The 17,136-nt window shown below is 61.4% G+C and carries 19 protein-coding genes; 11 read left to right on the top strand and 8 right to left on the bottom strand.

Annotated elements, in window-relative coordinates:
- Positions 1 to 189: 189 nt before the first annotated feature.
- Entirely contained in the window at positions 190 to 543 is a 354-nt protein-coding gene (locus FO013_RS04085; protein WP_143921279.1) for a DUF1801 domain-containing protein, read from the bottom strand.
- 349 nt (positions 544 to 892) lie between these two features.
- Here FO013_RS04085 and FO013_RS04080 point away from each other — a divergent pair, with 349 nt between their 5' ends.
- Together FO013_RS04080 and FO013_RS04075 are read left to right on the top strand one after the other, a co-directional pair.
- Positions 893 to 1,408, top strand: a complete 516-nt coding sequence (locus FO013_RS04080) for a tetratricopeptide repeat protein (protein WP_143921278.1) — start codon at positions 893 to 895, stop codon at positions 1,406 to 1,408.
- 120 nt (positions 1,409 to 1,528) lie between these two features.
- Positions 1,529 to 1,918: a VOC family protein gene (locus tag FO013_RS04075; protein WP_143921277.1), complete on the top strand. Its 390-nt coding sequence runs from the start codon at positions 1,529 to 1,531 to the stop codon at positions 1,916 to 1,918.
- A gap of 23 nt (positions 1,919 to 1,941) precedes the next feature.
- Here the strand turns inward: FO013_RS04075 and ychF are convergent, their stop codons facing one another.
- Entirely contained in the window at positions 1,942 to 3,027 is a 1,086-nt protein-coding gene (gene ychF, locus FO013_RS04070; RefSeq protein WP_143921276.1) for a redox-regulated ATPase YchF, read from the bottom strand.
- 73 nt (positions 3,028 to 3,100) lie between these two features.
- Here ychF and FO013_RS04065 point away from each other — a divergent pair, with 73 nt between their 5' ends.
- On the top strand, positions 3,101 to 4,285 hold the full coding sequence (locus FO013_RS04065) for a DNA recombination protein RmuC (protein ID WP_143921275.1): 1,185 nt from the start codon (positions 3,101 to 3,103) through the stop codon (positions 4,283 to 4,285).
- A gap of 12 nt (positions 4,286 to 4,297) precedes the next feature.
- Here FO013_RS04065 and FO013_RS04060 read toward each other — a convergent pair whose 3' ends face one another.
- Positions 4,298 to 5,356, bottom strand: a complete 1,059-nt coding sequence (locus tag FO013_RS04060) for a 4-hydroxy-3-methylbut-2-enyl diphosphate reductase (RefSeq protein WP_143921465.1) — start codon at positions 5,354 to 5,356, stop codon at positions 4,298 to 4,300.
- Positions 5,357 to 5,545: 189 nt separating this feature from the next.
- Between FO013_RS04060 and xseA the strand changes: the two genes are divergently transcribed.
- The 4 genes from xseA (at position 5,546) to FO013_RS23135 (ending at position 8,084) form a co-directional block, all read left to right on the top strand.
- Entirely contained in the window at positions 5,546 to 6,841 is a 1,296-nt protein-coding gene (gene xseA, locus FO013_RS04055; protein WP_143921274.1) for an exodeoxyribonuclease VII large subunit, read from the top strand.
- A gap of 47 nt (positions 6,842 to 6,888) precedes the next feature.
- A complete protein-coding gene (locus FO013_RS04050) occupies positions 6,889 to 7,125 on the top strand; it encodes an exodeoxyribonuclease VII small subunit (RefSeq protein ID WP_143921273.1) in 237 nt (78 codons plus the stop codon).
- A gap of 127 nt (positions 7,126 to 7,252) precedes the next feature.
- The gene (locus FO013_RS23140) at positions 7,253 to 7,630 is read left to right on the top strand and encodes an ArsR/SmtB family transcription factor (RefSeq protein ID WP_313900566.1); all 378 of its coding nucleotides are present in this window, start codon (positions 7,253 to 7,255) and stop codon (positions 7,628 to 7,630) included.
- Complete coding sequence (locus FO013_RS23135; protein WP_143921271.1) at positions 7,569 to 8,084, top strand: SRPBCC family protein; 516 nt, start codon at positions 7,569 to 7,571, stop codon at positions 8,082 to 8,084. Before FO013_RS23140 ends, FO013_RS23135 begins: the two co-directional genes overlap by 62 nt.
- A 60-nt stretch (positions 8,085 to 8,144) precedes the next feature.
- Here the strand turns inward: FO013_RS23135 and FO013_RS04035 are convergent, their stop codons facing one another.
- The gene (locus tag FO013_RS04035; RefSeq protein WP_260847985.1) at positions 8,145 to 8,849 is read right to left on the bottom strand and encodes a DUF4245 domain-containing protein; all 705 of its coding nucleotides are present in this window, start codon (positions 8,847 to 8,849) and stop codon (positions 8,145 to 8,147) included.
- A 74-nt stretch (positions 8,850 to 8,923) separates the two neighbouring features.
- Between FO013_RS04035 and glpX the strand changes: the two genes are divergently transcribed.
- The 3 genes from glpX (at position 8,924) to FO013_RS04020 (ending at position 12,238) form a co-directional block, all read left to right on the top strand.
- Positions 8,924 to 10,048, top strand: a complete 1,125-nt coding sequence (gene glpX, locus FO013_RS04030; RefSeq protein ID WP_009883708.1) for a class II fructose-bisphosphatase — start codon at positions 8,924 to 8,926, stop codon at positions 10,046 to 10,048.
- Positions 10,049 to 10,140: 92 nt separating this feature from the next.
- Positions 10,141 to 10,767 carry a carbonic anhydrase gene (locus tag FO013_RS04025; protein ID WP_143921270.1) on the top strand — a complete coding sequence of 209 codons (627 nt, stop codon included), beginning with the start codon at positions 10,141 to 10,143 and terminating at the stop codon, positions 10,765 to 10,767.
- A gap of 67 nt (positions 10,768 to 10,834) precedes the next feature.
- Positions 10,835 to 12,238, top strand: a complete 1,404-nt coding sequence (locus tag FO013_RS04020; RefSeq protein ID WP_143921269.1) for a class II fumarate hydratase — start codon at positions 10,835 to 10,837, stop codon at positions 12,236 to 12,238.
- Between the two features lie 268 nt (positions 12,239 to 12,506).
- On the opposite strand, the gene FO013_RS04015 is transcribed toward FO013_RS04020, so the two are convergent.
- A complete protein-coding gene (locus tag FO013_RS04015; RefSeq protein ID WP_143921268.1) occupies positions 12,507 to 13,814 on the bottom strand; it encodes a PhoH family protein in 1,308 nt (435 codons plus the stop codon).
- Positions 13,815 to 13,992: 178 nt separating this feature from the next.
- A complete protein-coding gene (locus tag FO013_RS04010) occupies positions 13,993 to 14,754 on the bottom strand; it encodes an isoprenyl transferase (RefSeq protein WP_143921267.1) in 762 nt (253 codons plus the stop codon).
- 137 nt (positions 14,755 to 14,891) lie between these two features.
- On the opposite strand from FO013_RS04010, the gene trhA reads away from it, so the two are divergent.
- A complete protein-coding gene (trhA, locus tag FO013_RS04005) occupies positions 14,892 to 15,677 on the top strand; it encodes a PAQR family membrane homeostasis protein TrhA (RefSeq protein WP_143921266.1) in 786 nt (261 codons plus the stop codon).
- A gap of 26 nt (positions 15,678 to 15,703) precedes the next feature.
- Here the strand turns inward: trhA and FO013_RS04000 are convergent, their stop codons facing one another.
- Positions 15,704 to 16,063 (bottom strand): hypothetical protein, encoded by a 360-nt coding sequence (locus FO013_RS04000; RefSeq protein WP_143921265.1) that lies wholly within the window; start codon positions 16,061 to 16,063, stop codon positions 15,704 to 15,706.
- Entirely contained in the window at positions 16,060 to 17,052 is a 993-nt protein-coding gene (gene mca, locus FO013_RS03995; protein WP_143921264.1) for a mycothiol conjugate amidase Mca, read from the bottom strand. Before mca ends, FO013_RS04000 begins: the two co-directional genes overlap by 4 nt.
- Positions 17,053 to 17,136 lie beyond the last annotated feature (84 nt).

Raw genomic sequence — 17,136 nt, 5'->3', positions numbered from 1 at the left:
CCTCGTGCTACACGTTGAGCCGGAACTCGACCGAGTTCCGGTACGCGGCAACCTCACGCGACACCTCGGCGTCGGCGACGCGCTTCAACTCGCCGGGGAGCCGATAAACAGAATACGCGCCCGGATTCGGCCCGAACGACGCAGTGTTGCGCGTTCAGAACCGCACCACGTCGCGTCCGATCACCCCGCTCAAAAAGCCACTGCGCGGACGATCTCGGCGATGCGCTTCTCCGCGGACTCGTCGAGAGTTTCGAAATACCATGCTGCGGGCATCATTGTCCCGTCGGAACCGCCAGCAGGGACGAGCGCAACCTTCTCGGTGAGAGCGAGGTTGACGCGTTCGTCGTTGCGCAGCGTCATCAGCGCAGGAGTACTCGCAGAGAGCGCGTAGGCGGGCATACCGTACCAGATCCGCGGCTTCAGTCTGGGCCCGGCAGCCATGATGACCTCGTGCACTTGCTGCACGAGTGACCGCTCCGGTTCGTCCATCTTCGCGATCTTGTCGAGCACCTGTGCGAGGTTCTTCTCATCTTTTGATGCCATGTCATGTCCTTTCCTCAGCCGATGGCTCACATCGGCAGGTGAAGTCGGCGCAATGATGCGCCGCACCTCATCCGGACATGTCCTGAACGTGTCAGGCCTCTCCGCGATGTTTCAGGCGGTCCGCGCCTGGAAGTGCAGTCGGCAGCATGTGCTGCCACGCCAAGGATACCGCAGGCGCTTACAACGGCGAGAGTCGAAGCAGAGTAGAACAGACCAAATTATCGCCGCTACGGTCAGACATTGAACCTGAACTCAACCGCATTCCGGCCCAGACCAACTTCTGGGTCATTTGGCGCTGATGTCGTCCGTCCGATGTCCACGAGCTTCGCCTCGTGGCAGAGTTGGTGCTATGACACCAACAGTTGAACAGTGGGAAGCCTCCGTCGCTGATCTCTGGGAGCGCTTCGCCTCGTTGGATTGCGATGACGGCGTGGCTGCTATGCGCGACGTGGCCGCGGCATGCCCTGCCGCCGACGGCAGGGCCGCATTTGAACTCGCAGGCATGTACGACTCCGTGGGATTCGAGGCTGAGGCCGGCGCCGAGTATGAACGCGCTCTCGAACTCGGCCTCGACGCAGCCAGACATGCGCAGCTCGCCGTCCAATACGGATCGACCCTTCGCAACCTCGGCCGCCTCGACGAAGCGATCGCCGTCCTGCAAGCTGCGCCGACGCATGAGTCGACAGGCTCCGCACCCCGCGTTGTATTGGCTCTGGCGCTCCATAGCGCCGGGCGAAAGGATGAAGCATTGCGAGTCGCCATCGAATCGCAGCTAGGAATGTTGCCCCGATACCAGCGCTCGATGCGTAACTACGCCGCCGCGCTCACTGAGTCGACGATTTCAGACGATCCGCCTAAACGTTGAAACGGAACTCCACCACATTCCGGCACAGAACAACCTCTGCGGACACTTGGCGACACCACTGAGTCCGTGCCCGGCAGGCGACTCGTTGCGACACGAGCCGGGCGACGGCAGAATTGACGGATGGACCTCTTCCGGACGCCACAGATCGTTCTGTTCACGCGTGACATCGACGGCGCTGTCGCGTTCTACAACGCGCTCGGCTTCGAGGAGGTGTTCCGCACGCCAAGTAACGGAACACCGATTCACGTCGACCTGGCACTCGACGGATACCGAATCGGTCTCGCGACAGAGACCAGCACCCGCGAAGACCACGGACTTGACCCGACCGCCGACGGCCAGCGCGCGGCGGTGATCCTCTGGACCGACGACGTACCTGCAGGCTATGCCCGACTGATCGATCTCGGCGCGAAGCCAATCAAGACACCGGAGACGTGGCTCGATCGGCTTCTCATCGCATGGGTCGAGGACCCCGATGGACACCTGGTGCAGGTCGTACAGGCCCTGAACTGACCAGACGTTGAACCGGAACGCGACTAGACGTTAAACCTGAACTCCACCACGTCCCCGTCGACCATCACGTATTCCTTGCCTTCCATCCGGACCTTGCCGGCTGATTTGGCTGCGGCCATCGAACCATTGGCGTCGAGGTCATCGAAGGAGACGACCTCGGCCTTGATGAAGCCCTTTTGGAAGTCGGTGTGAATAACGCCGGCGGCTTCTGGGGCGGTTGCGCCCTTCGGGATCGTCCAGGCGCGGGATTCCTTGGGGCCAGCGGTCAGGTAGGTCTGCAAACCCAGAGTGTCGAAACCGACGCGAGCCAGCTTGTCGAGACCGGCTTCGTCCTGACCGGTGGATTCCAGCATCTCGAGGGCTTCCTCGGCGTCGAGCTCGGCGAGTTCCGACTCGAATTTGGCGTCAAGGAAAATCGCTTCGACAGGTGCCACCAATGCACGCATCTCTGCCTTCTTCTCTTCATCGGCGAGCACATCGTCATCGACGTTGAAGACGTAGAGGAATGGCTTGACGGTCATCAGCTGAAGCTCGCGCAGCTCGGTGACGTCGAACTTGTCGGCCTGCATCGCCTGATAGAGAGTCTTTCCACTCTCGAGGATCTCGACAGCGGCGTCGATGGCAGTCAGCTGCTCTGCCGGCGCCCGTTTGCCCTTGACTTCCTTCTCGATCCGCGGCCGCGCCTTTTCCAAGGTTTGGAGGTCGGCGAGGATGAGCTCGGTGTTGATGGTGTCGATGTCATCAGCTGGGCTGATCTTTCCTTCGACGTGGATCACGTCATCATCGACGAAGCCACGGATGACCTGGCAGATCGCTTCAGCCTCGCGGATGTTCGCCAGGAACTGATTGCCCAGACCCTCGCCTTCGGATGCGCCGCGGACGATTCCTGCGATATCGACGAAGTCGACTGTCGCGTTGAGGATACGCTCCGAGCTGAAGATCTCTGCCAGTCGAGTCAATCGCGCGTCGGGCAACGGCACCACGCCAACGTTGGGTTCGATCGTCGCGAACGGGTAGTTCGCCGCGAGAACTTGGTTCTTGGTCAATGCATTAAACATGGTCGACTTGCCGACATTGGGCAGTCCCACGATTCCGATAGTTAGAGCCACGGTAGCTAAGTCTATCCCGGCGCCGAGGTGCGGGTCTAAATCTCGTGTCAGTGCCGTCTGTCACGCTTGAGTCATGAATTCTTTCCCCGCCACAGGAGTGATCGTCGTCCTCATCCTGGCGATCATCATCAGCGTCCTCCTCGGCTTCCTCCTCGGACGCGCGCACACTCGTTCTCGCTATATTGAGCGACTCACGAGAGCGGAGACTACGTCTCGGATTCTCACTAGTCGGACAGAGGATCTGGAAGCCGATGCGCAGATGGCTGGTGAGATCACCGCGGCGATCGGTCCGTTGGCGGCAAGTGTCAATCACCTGCAGGAGAACCTTCAGTCTCAGGACCGAACACAGCTGGAGCAGATTACGCGCCTCAATACGCAGATCGGGCACCTGAGCCAACAGAATCTCAGACTGCAGGAGTCCACCGGATCACTGGCAAGCGCACTGAATTCGACGACTCAGCGTGGAGACTGGGGCGAGGTCCAGCTCAAACGCATCGTCGAATATGCAGGCCTCCTCCCCCATGTGGATTTCGAGACTCAGGTCAGCAGTGTGCGTGATGGCAAACGCCATCGCCCCGACATGACCGTGAACCTACCCGGCGGCGGAACGATCATCATCGACGCCAAGACCCCACTGTCTGCCCGGATGGACAGTACTGATTCCAACGCCGATGATCACGCTCGCGCACTGCTGCGACACATCGATTCGCTGGCATCCAAAGAGTACTGGAAGTCCTTCGACTCGGCCCCGGATTTCGTTGTCTGCTTCGTCCCCACGGACGGGCTGCTGTCCTCGGCAGCGTCCACCTATCCGAAGATGATTGATCATGCTCTCGGCAAGAACGTCGTGCTCGCCTCCCCCGCCACGCTTCTAGTTCTACTCAAGACCGTGGCGCTCAACTGGCGACAGGCGGACATGAGCACGTCTGCGGCCGAGGTGCTCAAACTCGGCACCGAACTCTACGAACGCATCGGCACTCTGGTCACGCACGTGACGCGGATGGGATCGAGTCTGGATCGATCGGTTGAGGACTACAATCGTTTCGTCTCTTCACTGGAGTCGCGGTTCCTCGTCACTGCCCGAAAATTTCCGAACACGGGAATCGTTGCCACTGAACTTGATGCAGTTGCTGAGCTCGACTCACGCAGCCGCGGAGTCAGCGCTGAAGAACTCACACGGCCAAGCGCTGCGGGACAGGATCCATTCGCAGCACAGCATCCCACTGATCTGAGACGTCGCCATACGGGCTCCGACTAGACCAGAGACCGATCAGATCAGGTCGTGATCCCGGTCAGCGCCATCACGTTTGTTCGATGTCTTCTTCCCGGCGGCCTTGAGATCCTTGCGCAGTTCGCGCGGCAGGGAGAACATGATGTCTTCCTCCGCTGTGACGATTTCTTCGACCGAGCCGAAGCCGTACTCACCCAACAGCTTGAGAAGGTCCTGGACCAGCCCTTCCGGCACGCTCGCTCCTGAGGTCACGCCGACCGTTGCGACATCATGGAACCAGGATTCGTCGACCTCTCGAGCGAAATCGACGCGACGTGCGTCCTTGGCCCCGTGCTCCAGAGCAACTTCGACCAGACGCACGGAATTCGACGAATTGGCTGAACCGACAACCAGAACCAGATCGGACTGCGGGGCGATCTTCTTCACGGCCACCTGCCGGTTCGAGGTGGCATAGCAGATGTCGTCGCTTGGAGGGTCCTGCAGGTGGGGGAATCGTTCCCGCAGGATGTTGACCGTCTCCATCGTCTCGTCGACACTCAACGTCGTCTGTGACAGCCAGACCAGGCTTTCTGCATCGCCGATCTCGACAGTCTTGGCTTCCTCAGGGTTCTGGATCAGCGTGATGTCGTCGGGAGCTTCTCCCATTGTGCCTTCGACCTCTTCGTGACCCGCGTGGCCGACCAGAAGAATTCGGTAACCGTCACGGGCGAATCGAACTGCCTCGCGGTGAACCTTCGTCACCAGTGGGCATGTGGCATCGATCGTGGACAGCTCACGAGCGGCCGCCTCGGCGTGCACCGCAGGAGACACTCCGTGTGCGGAGAACACAAGTCGAGCGCCCTCGGGAACTTCATCAGTCTCGTTGACGAAGACCGCGCCTCGTTCGGAGAGGGTGTCGACCACATGACGGTTGTGCACAATCTCCTTGCGCACGTAGACGGGAGCACCATAATGCTCGAGTGCGCGCTCGACGGCGATCACTGCGCGGTCAACACCGGCACAGTATCCGCGCGGGGCGGCCAGAAGCACCTTCTGATCAGCGCCTTCGGGCGTCCGGATGTCCTCCGGAGCAAGACGCTTGCGCGGAATGGTGGGCATAGGTACAGATATCGCAGTCACAACTTAAGTTTAGGCCGGGGACCTGAACAACGGCTACAAAGGTGAAGCAATCCACATCACACGCTCCCACCATCTGGATTCCATCCCCGACCGCCTGAGTTCCAGCGCGGCGATGATTCGTCATGTCACCACCGTTCGTTAGGGTAGTGGGTTGGAAGGGGAGACAACATGGCGCAACGAATTTCCGGCACTCCCGGGACCCTCGGCGAAACAGTCGACGCTCAGGAACTGGCTGCGACGGCAGGCGAGACGACAGCGGAGAACCCGTGGCCCCTGAGTCTGCTCTCAAGCAAGATGAAGTCGTATATCGATCGCATGTCGAGTGTGTGGATCGAGGGACAGGTTGTCGAGCTCAATCACCGAGGCAAGGCCAGCTACCTGACTCTGCGTGATAACGACGTCGAAATGTCGTTGCCGGTCCAGATCTGGAAGAACGTGCTCGACCGCACCGGAGCTCCGCTGTCTGAGGGCAGCCATGTCGTCGCCAACCTCAAAGCAGACTTTTGGACTAAGACCGGCCGTCTGACCATGCGAGCCAACGACATCCGGGCTGTCGGCCTCGGTGAGCTGCTGGCCCGGCTCGAGCGACTGAAGAAGCAGCTCGGTGCGGAGGGACTGTTCGATCCGAATCGGAAGAAACGCCTGCCGTTCCTGCCCAATCGGATCGGCCTCATCACCGGCCGGGATTCCGATGCGCAGAAGGACGTCGTTCGCAACGTCGCCCTGCGCTGGCCGGCCGCCGAGTTCGAGATCCGCAATTGCGCTGTCCAGGGCCCCGACGCTGTGCCGGGCGTGATGAAGAATCTCGCCGAGCTCGATGCCGACCCACAGATCGACATCATCGTCATCGCTCGCGGGGGCGGAAGTATGGAGGACCTGCTGCCGTTCTCCAACGAGGCCCTGGTTCGGGCCGTGTCCGATGCGAACACCCCCGTCGTGTCGGCGATCGGCCACGAGGCCGACCGCCCGATCCTCGATGAGGTTGCCGATATGAGAGCATCGACTCCCACCGACGCCGCCAAACGCATCGTGCCGGATGTAGCCGAGGAAGCGATGAACCTGCTCCGCACTCGGGCTGAGCTCGATGCCGCCGTCAATCGGATCATCGACCGGGAACAGGAGATGCTCACCGCAGTCCGATCACGTCCGGTTCTGGCCGAGCCGCAGACTATGGTGGCCGCTCGTGAAGACGAACTTCGTACGATTCGCCGCCGCAGCCTGCAGGCAACGACCAGTCTGATGTTCCAAGGGCAGAACGAGATCAACCACCTGCGTTCGCAAGCCCAATCCCTCTCGCCCCTGCGCACACTGGAACGCGGGTATGCCGTCGTCCAGAATGACAACGGTGAGGCCATCAGAGAATCCGCCGAGGTATCCGTCGGAACATCAGTCCACGTCCGGGTGGCTCGCGGACGCTTCGATGCCGATGTGACTGCCACAGACGAGTCTCGCGACAACAAGTGAACGCCCCAACGCACTGAACGCATTCGACACATCACACGGAGGACACCATGACCGAACCATCTCCAGCACAGGATCGCCCCGGGGTCGCCGCTCTCAGCTATGAGCAGGCGCGTGAGGAACTGGTCACAATCGTCAAACGCCTCGAAGCCGGAAACCTGCCTCTCGAAGAGTCATTGAGCCTGTGGGAGCGCGGTGAGGCTCTGGCCGACCGCTGCCAGTCGTGGCTCGACGGAGCACGCGAACGCCTCGACAAAGCGCGCGAAGAGTCCGCCGACGACGACTGATATCGGTGGCCTCTGATTTTCGCAACGCTGGAGAACCCGCGGCCTGCGTTGCCCGTGGGCACAACGCAGGCACCTGCTGGCCGATAGACCATTGACGCGAGACTATTTAGTCTCTTATTCTGCTGGCGTGGATTCGGACACAGTTTTCAAAGCACTTGCCGACCCGACACGTCGACGGCTGCTTGACCGATTGTTCGACCACAACGGTCAATCGATCACCCAGCTCGAAGCTGACATGCCGATGAGCAGGTTCGGAATCGCGAAGCACCTCAGGATCCTTGAGGAGGCGAACCTACTTGCCACTCGCAGACAGGGTCGCGAGAAGCTGCATTTTCTCAACCCTGTGCCGATCCGGCAGATCCATGATCGTTGGATGAGTAGATATGCAGAGGCACCGATCTCTGCGCTGATCAGCCTGGCAGAAGATTTGGAGTCACACGATCATGGCACCGACGTCACAGCCCCCACAGCAGGACCAGACACCCCCGACGAAACAGAAGCCTGAGTCGACGACAGACCAGGTCTATCAGATCTTCATCAGGGCGACACCCGAAGAGATCTGGAATGCAATCATCCAGCCGGAGTTCTCGGCAAAATACTTCTACGGCTCTCGAGTGGAGACCACCGCAGAGTCGGGATCGCCATTTCGATACCTCTCCCCCGACGGTGAGTCCCTGTGGGGTGATGAAACGGTTATCGAATCCGATCGACCGTTCCGACTCGTCGTCGGGTGGCGATCACTCTATGACACCGAACTCGCGGCGGAACCGACAAGCAGGGTGACCTGGGAGATCCGTCGTCACGATGACTCAGTCTCTCTGCTCACCGTGATCCATGACCACTTAGGCGCTTCGCCTAGAACAGCGGAGCAGGTCTCAGGTCCTGGTTGGATGATGGTCCTCAGCGGTCTCAAGACCGTCCTTGAGACCGGGCATGGGCTGACCGAGCCGACCTCCTGAGAACAGGAAGAGACGCATCAGCTCCGATGTGAGTCCGAAGTGAGCTGATCGACGATCTGATCACTTCAGCTGTTCGGCGACCTGCTTCGCGAAGGCATCGATGGTGTCGGGCCTCGCGATTGCGGTGATGACGACGAAGGTGTCGCCCTTGCCTGTGACCCAATGCTCCTTGGCATCCTCGGTCCGATAGATTTGAAAGTCAGAGCCGCCGACGGTCACCGTCTCAGCGGCAATCGCATCATCGACCTGGTTCTCGGCCCAGCTCTCGCTGGCCTTGGCCTGCTCAATGCTCACCCATTGCCGCTCAGTTCCGACGAAGGACATATACCAGGACGTGTGGTCGGATTCGCCCACACGGTCCAAGTTCGCCTCGTTCGATGTCCACCCGCTCGGGATTTCCGGCACGATGAGATCGAAGTCGGCGCTGTCCTGGGACTGCTCCGCAATCGTCTGGTAGTCAACCACACGCTGGGAGTCGACTTGCGGCTGCGGGGCGATCAGCAGAACCACTGCGACGACGGCCAGGCAGGCGAAGATCGCAATGATCATATTGACCCAGTTCGAGTTCTTCCGAAGGAAGCGCATCTCTTCCCTGGACCCCGGGAGCATCACTCCGGACTCGTCAGCCATTGGCACTCCCTCGGGACCGGCATCCGTGCGTGTCACGGGCGCCTGCGTTCCCACAGTGTTGGTATCAGATTGGGCGTTCACATCGCCATTGTCCTCGGGGAAGGCTCCAAGGGCCAATCCTGGGTGGGCTTTCATGATGGTGGCCACAGTAGCGGCGCGAAATCGTCCCGATGTCGGCGCCGAACGTGTGGGGTGGCACAATTGGACCTATGAGTGACTCCAATGAATCTGCTGACGTGAAATCTCATCATGACCGAGGCCGAGTGGATGCCGAGGCTCCTCCCGTCGCTGTGACGGATGCCTGGTCCCAGAAAGCTCAGGTCGGAGCCGACGCTCCCGACCGCAACCTCGCCCTCGAGCTCGTCAGAGTCACCGAGGCCGCCGCTATTGCAGCCGCTCCTTGGGTGGGCCGCGGCGACAAGATCGCTGCCGACGGTGCCGCTGTCGCCGCAATGCGCAACGTAATCTCGACCGTCCGCATGGCCGGACGAGTCGTCATCGGAGAAGGCGAGAAGGACGAAGCGCCGATGCTCTTCAACGGTGAGCAGGTCGGCGACGGCGGAGGCCCCCACTGCGATGTGGCCGTCGATCCGATCGACGGCACCCGTCTGACCGCGCTGGGGATGCCCAACGCCATTTCGGTCATGGCAGTCACCGAAGACGGCGCCATGTACGACCCGTCGGCTGTCTTCTACATGGAGAAGCTCGTCACCGGCCCTGCTGCCGCCGATGCCGTCGACCTGCGCCTGCCTGTGGCAGAGAACATCCGCCGCGTCGCCAAGGGCAAAGGCACGAATGATCCAGCTTCTGTGACCGTGATGATCCTCGATCGTCCGCGCCACCAGACGATGATCGACGAGATCCGAGCCGCAGGGGCACGCATCCAGCTCATCACCGATGGTGATGTCGCCGGTGCAATCGCCGCCTGCCGTCCCGGTACCGGTGTCGACATGCTGATGGGAATCGGCGGCACCCCCGAGGGCATCATCACCGCCTGCGCAATCAAGGCACTGGGCGGAGTCATCCAGGGCCGTCTGTGGCCACAGGACGATTCCGAGCGTGAGGCTGCGGCTGCAGCCGGGCTCGACGTCGACAAGGTACTCAACACCGATGACCTCGTCACCGGTGACAACAGTTACTTCGTGGCCACAGGCATCACCAACGGCGACCTGCTCGACGGTGTGAAGTTCGACGGCGGACACGTCACCACTCACTCGCTGGTCATGCGCTCGAAGTCGGGAACCGTGCGTTCGGTCTTCGCCGAGCATCAAGCAGCGAAGACCCACTCGTACGTGGAGGCCGCCGAGGAGGCAGCCCGCCGAGGACTCATCTGAGCCCACCCCTTGATATCCACCACGGTCACTGTCGAATTCGGACACCACCGATTCGATCCCTGGCCTGACAACCGGAAGTGAGGATCTCTCTGATGCCGAACGAGGCTTGGAAACGTCTGCTCGAAGGCAACCATCGCTTCGTCGATGATGTCCCGCAGCACCCCAATCAGGACACCGCGCGGCGTGAGGCACTGTCGAACAACCAGATGCCTTTCGTCACCCTCTTCGGCTGTTCGGATTCTCGAGTCGCAGCGGAGATGATCTTCGACGTCGGCCTCGGCGACATGTTCGTCGTGCGCAATGCCGGACAGGTCGTCGATCCCGTGACCCTCGGCTCCCTCGAGTATGGGGTCGAGATTCTCGGCACTCCCCTACTTGTCGTGCTCGGTCACGACAATTGCGGCGCGGTGACGGCGGCGTACAACTCCTACGACACCGGAGAGACTCCCCCCGGGTTCATCTCCGACGTCGTGGCCCGGATCCTCCCTACTGTGGCCAGAGCTCGCAAGAACAACCGCACAACCGTCAATGAGACGGTCGCGCAGAACACCATGGACACGGTGGAGAAGATCATGCAGCTCTCGGCAATCATCTCCCGCGCAGTCGAAGAAGGTCGCCTCATCATCGTCGGCCTGACTTACCAGCTGCATGACGGCCGCACAACGGTCGTCGCGCAGCACGGCGGTGACGAAGACGCGGTCTCGACCCGCTTCGCTTGACCACGGCCGCATCTGCGGCCGATGAACAATGACTAACAGCCCAGACACCTTGTCGGAAAGGACAACTATGAGCGAAGAATTTCGCATCGAACACGACACCATGGGAGAAGTGAAAGTACCCAAAGATGCCCTGTACAGCGCGCAGACACAGCGCGCCGTGCAGAACTTCCCGATCTCCGGCAAGACCCTGGAATCGGCGCACATCGCCGCTTTGGCCCAGGTGAAGAAGGCAGCTGCGAAGGCCAACCTGGAACTCGGAGTCCTCGATGCTGACCGGGCCGGAGCCATCCAAAAGGCCGCCGAGGCGGTCATCTCCGGCGAATACGACGCCCACTTCCCCATCGACGTGTTCCAGACAGGTTCGGGAACATCGTCGAACATGAACACCAACGAGGTTCTTGCCTCCCTGGCGACGAAGGCCCTCGAATCCCAGGACATCGACGTTCATCCCAATGACCACGTCAACGCATCGCAGTCCTCAAACGACGTGTTCCCCACCTCCGTGCACGTCGCCGTGACCAAGGCACTGGTCAATACGCTGGTCCCGGCCATGGAGACCTTGGCGACCTCACTGGAGAAGAAGGCGAAGGAATTCGCCCAGATCGTCAAGTCGGGCCGCACCCACCTCATGGATGCCACCCCGGTGACGCTGGGGCAGGAATTCGGCGGCTATGCTGCCCAGGTCCGCTACGGAATCGAGCGCATCGAGGCGTCATTGCCCCGCGTCGCTGAGGTCCCACAGGGCGGAACTGCCGTCGGCACCGGCATCAACACCCCTGCCGGATTCTCCGCACGCGTCGTCGAGATCCTCGCCGAAGAGACCGGGCTTCCCATCACGGAAGCACGCAACCACTTCGAGGCTCAGGCCAACCGCGACGGACTCATCGAAGCCTCGGGTCAGCTGCGTACGATCGCCTACGGCTATATGAAGATCTGCAACGATCTGCGGTGGATGGGATCGGGACCGAACACCGGCCTCGGCGAGATCGCCATCCCCGACCTGCAGCCCGGTTCCTCGATCATGCCAGGCAAGGTCAACCCGGTCATCTGCGAAGCCACGATCCAGGTCGCGGCCCAGGTCATCGGCAACGACACCACTGTTGCGCTGTCGTCGACAAACGGCGCCTTCGAGCTCAACGTCGGCATTCCTGTCATGGCGTCGAATCTGCTCGAATCCATTCGACTGCTCGCGAACTCCTCGACCGTGATGGCCGAGAAGATGATCGACGGGCTCCAGGCCAATGAGGAGCGCGCCCGCTTCCTCGCCGAGGCGAGCCCCTCCATCGTGACTCCGCTGAACAAGGTCATCGGCTACGAATCGGCGGCGAAGATCGCCAAGCACGCCGTGGCCAACAAGATGACCGTCAAGGAAGCCACCATGGATCTCGGCTTCGTCTCCGACGGCTCCATCACCGAGGCTGACCTCGACAGCGCACTCGATGTCACCACGATGATCGGCGACTACAAGTAAGTCACCACGATGATCGGTGACTACAAGTAAGTCACTCAGACTGCAAGTAGGCCACACAGCAGATAAGTCTCACAGCACAGGGGCCGGTTGCCAGGACATCACATTCTCCTGGCAACCGGCCCCTCGCATTCACCTCACCGAGCGCACACCGCGGCGTCGAGAGCAGACTCCCTGAACTCGCCCTTCAAGGCCACGGTCGCCTATCGACGCTGAAGTCAGCTATCGACGCCGCCGTCGGCTATCGAGTCGCCGGTGCGTGCTGCGCAGACTAGGAGCGGAAGGGATCGAACTCCTCGAGCACATCGGTGACCAGGGCTGCGATCTCGGAGCGCTCCGACCTGGTCAAGGTGACATGGGCGAAGAGGTCATGGCCCTTGAGTTTCTCGATCACCGCCGCGACGCCGTCATGTCGACCCACTCGAAGATTGTCTCGCTGAGCCACGTCGTGGGTCAGCACCACCTTCGAATTCATGCCGATGCGAGAGAGCACAGTCAGCAGCACGTTGCGTTCCAGCGACTGTGCCTCGTCGACGATGACGAACGCATCATGCAGGGACCGGCCCCTGATGTGGGTGAGCGGCAGAACTTCGAGCAAGTCACGGTTCATCACCTCTTCGATGACGTTCTTACTGACCAGAGCTCCGAGCGTGTCGAAGACCGCTTCTGCCCACGGGTTCATCTTCTCGCCCTCGCTGCCGGGCAGGAACCCGAGGCTCTGGCCGCCTACGGCATAGATCGGGCGGAAGACCATGATCTTCGAATGTCTGTTCTCCTCGAGCACCTTCTGCAGGCCCGCCATGAGCGCGAGTGCGGACTTCCCCGTTCCGGCTCGACCTCCCAAGGATACGATTCCCAGCGCATCGTCGAGGAGCATGTCGATGGCTACTCGCTGCTCGGCGGAGCGGCCATGGACACCGAAGATGTCACGATCACCGCGAACCAGCGACACCCGCTTGCCCGAGCGGACACGACCGAGTGCGGAGCCACGAGGTGAGGTGATGACGACGCCGGTGTTGACGACCTCATCGGAGACCGCTTGGGTGGTGGTCCACCCCTCTTCGTAGAACTGCGACATCTCGGCCTCGTCCAGCGACAGTTCACTCATCCCCGTGAACCCGGAGTCGGTGGCCAGCTCCGCCAGATACTCCTCGGCGTGAAGCCCGAGGGCCGAGGCCTTCACACGCATCGGAACGTCCTTCGTGACCACGATGACGTCCTGGCCTTCAGCGGCCAGATTTCGGGCCACGGCGAGGATACGAGTGTCGTTCTCCGAACGATCGAAGCCGATCGGCATCGTCGATGCATCGACATGATTGAGTTCGACCCGCAATGTGCCGCCGGCTTCACCGACGGGGATCGGCTCATCGAGCCGGTCGAACTCGGATCGGAAGTCATCGAGGATGTGCAGTGCTTTGCGAGCAGTGAAACCGAGTTCCGGATGATTGCGTTTGGCTTCGAGCTCGGAGACGACGACAAGCGGAATGACGAGATGGTGCTCTGCGAATCTCAACAGTGCCCCCGGATCTGAGAGCAGCACCGAAGTGTCGAGAACGTAAGTGTGGATATGTGCGGTCATGAGGACCCCTGTGGCGTGAGTACCGCCGAGATCCGAGTCTTGACATCCCCCTGATCTCGGGTTGGTGTCGACCAACTACTGCCAACCTATCCCCGAACCGATGCCGACTGAGTGACGGCACGCGTGTTCGGGAGAGTCGTGGGCGTGAACTTCGCATGAACCGAGGTGTGCCCGAGACCTATTTTCCGAAGCGCCGCTGGCGCAGTCCGTAGTCCCGGACCGCACGTAGGAAGTCGGTGCGACGGAAGTCGGGCCAGTACGCTTCGCAGAAATAGAACTCCGAGTAGGCGCTCTGCCACATGAGGAACCCGGACAGGCGCTGCTCACCGGAGGAACGGATGATGAGGTCAGGGTCCGGCTGACCCTTGGTGTAGAGATGTTCGCTGATCTGCTGCGGGGAGAGTTCGGAGATGATCGTCTCCAGGTCTGTGCCCTCATCCGTGCGCAGACGCAGCAGCGACTTCACCGCGTTGACGATCTCCTGCCGTCCTCCGTAGCCGACGGCGACGTTGACGCGCATCTGGCAGTCCCCCGTCGATGTGGCCGCTTCCAAACGTGCCCGCAGGCCAGGTGGCAGGATCTCCAGGTCCCCGACCAACTGCACACGCACGCCCTTGAGTGCCGCGATCTTCTCAACCAGATCGGAGATGATCTCGATGAGGACCTCGACCTCCTCGGCAGATCTGGCGAGGTTCTCCTTGGACAGGACGTAGAGAGTGACGATATCGACGTCGATCTCGTCGCACCAGCCGAGGAACTCGACGATCTTCTCTGCTCCGGCCCGGTGCCCGTCGGCGGTGGTGGCACCGAATTCCTTCGCCCAGCGCCTGTTGCCGTCAGTGATGACACCGACGTGCCTGGGCACGGGTACAGATTTGTCCAGCTCGCGCAGGAGCCGCCGCTCATAGAGACGGTAGAGCAGGCTCACCGGTCGCGCCACACTGTCCTCTTTCACACTCGATATCCGGTCGGTTCGACCACCTTACACAGTACTATCCCGAACGGCTTCACGTCGTCGTCGGCTCCGCCGGCGGTGGCGTTGCACGTTCCCTCAGCTGAGGTCGATATCCTGGAACCATGAACGCTCCAGTCACTGAACCATCTTCACCCGGCTCCGAAGGTCAGCGGTCAGTCGACTCCACACCCTCAGCTGAGTCGCGGTCCGGCTACCCTGTGCACATTGCCCGCAGGCGCTCGGCTCTGCGGCGTGAGTTGGACAAGTTGGCCGGTCAGGTCAAACCCAAGCTGCGTGGCTGGTTCCATGCCGCAGCCTTTCCATTGGCGATGGTCGGCGGCCTGGCTCTTGTCATCATCTCCCCCACCATCGAATCGCGGATCGCCGCCGCGATCTTCGCCATCACCGGGATGCTGCTCTTCGGGACCTCCGCTGTCTACCACCGGGGACGGTGGCGCACTCGGGCTCGACTGATCCTGCGCCGACTCGACCATGCGAACATCTTCCTCATCACCGCGGGAACATATACGCCCCTGGCGGTGCTGACCCTGCGCACAGACCAGACGATCCTGCTCCTGTCCGTCCTCTGGGGCGCAGCCATTCTGGGGGCGGCCTTCAGGACCATCTTCACAACCGCGCCGAGGTGGCTCTTCGTTCCCATCTATGTGGGCTTCGGCGTCGCCGGAGTCGGCTACATCCCCCAGATCTGGGCGAGCAATCCCGCAGTGGGAATCCTCGTCGTGGCAGGCGGAGTCTGCTATGTCGTCGGTGCCGTGATCTACGGAATCAAAAAGCCCAATCCCTCACCGAAGTGGCTCGGCTTCCACGAGATCTTCCATATCCTCACTATCGCCGGCTACGGCTGCCATCTTGCCGCACTCCTTGTCGCCGCGGTGGCCGCCTACTAGGCGCCTGCTGCCGGCTGGGCTCGTACTCAGCTGAAGGGCTTGTGCTGCTCGACGCTCTGCTCTGGTTCGCCCTGCCCGGCGTCGCCGTCCTCTGTCTTCGAATTCTCGGTCTCGACCGGCGACGATTCCTCTTCCGCGACCGGTGCAGACTCGCCTGAGAGCTTCGACTGGTTGGGCACAGCATGCTTGCGCATCGGGATCGGATACGCATCATCGGCATGGGCCCGTGCGCGCACACGCCGAACTCGTTTGAGCGCGTCACGAATGAGGAAGATCACGAAGATGACGATCACCAAAGTCGACAGGAAGCCGATCGTGCCGGGAGTGACCAGATCGGGGTCAGGGCCTCCGCTGGGGGTCGCGCCCTGCGCTGCAGCCAGATTCATGCACTCTCACCTGTCACTTCGTCGTAGTCGTCTTCGTCTGGTGATGCAGGAAGCATGCCCTCTGCCGGCACCTTGCGGCCATCATCCATGGTCACCGAGGCGAAGAGGTCCGTCTCTTGGAAATCAACGCCGGGAGTCAGAGGCGTCCGGCCGGTGTTGTCGACAGCCAGTTCGAACTCCTCCGTGGGCCAATACGTCCGCGCGGCTTTACGCGAGGCGGAGAAGAACCCGCCCTCCGGGTCGATCTGTGTGGCGTGAGAGAGAAGAGCACGATCACGTGAGGGAAAGAACTCCGCGCAGTCGATCGTCGTGCTCAACCAGTTGACCCGCTGGGCATCGCGCTTCTTGAAGTCCTCGATGTGGTCGGCGAAGGGCGACTCGAGACCCGCCTCTGTCATCTTCTCGTGGATGGTCACCCACTTCTTCGCGGACAGGTCCTGATTGAAGTAGACCTTCTCGACCTGCCACGGTTCGCCGAGTTCCGGATTCTTCTCCGGGTCGGCTGCGGCCGCCACAGCCGCCATCGTCACGGCATGGTTTTTGATGTGATCGGGGTGAGGGTACCCGCCCAGCTCGTCGTAAGTCGTCACAACCTGAGGTCGGAAGCTGCGAATGATGTGCACCAGGGGCAGCATGGCCACCTCGTCGGGGACACGGTAGAAGCAGCCGGGAGGCGTCTGGTTGTCGAAGTCACCATCGGGCAGTCCTGAATCGACGTGACCGACCCACACGTGCTCGGCGCCCAGAGCCGCTGCGGCCGTGGCCATCTCCTCGCGACGCAGGCCCGCGATATCGCGGCTGGCCTTCGGGCTCTGCAGCAGTGCAGGGTTGAGGATGTCTCCGGCTTCACCACCGGTCATGCTGGCGATGAGGACTCGAGCTCCGAGTGCCGCGTACTTCGCACTCGTGGCCGCACCTTTCGAGGATTCGTCGTCAGGATGAGCATGAACCGTCAGCAGACGCAGTCCATGGTACGGAAGCGAAGTCATGTTTGGTGTGTCCCTTTCGATTCAGCCTGGTGACGTTCCGTTTCCTGCGCAATGGCTGAAATGATCGCAGGAGACGGATCGACT

Source organism: Brevibacterium aurantiacum (assembly GCF_007558825.1).
Taxonomy (GTDB): domain Bacteria; phylum Actinomycetota; class Actinomycetes; order Actinomycetales; family Brevibacteriaceae; genus Brevibacterium; species Brevibacterium aurantiacum_A.
Note: the sequence above shows the minus strand (reverse complement) of the source record. Positions and strands in the feature narration are given on the sequence as shown.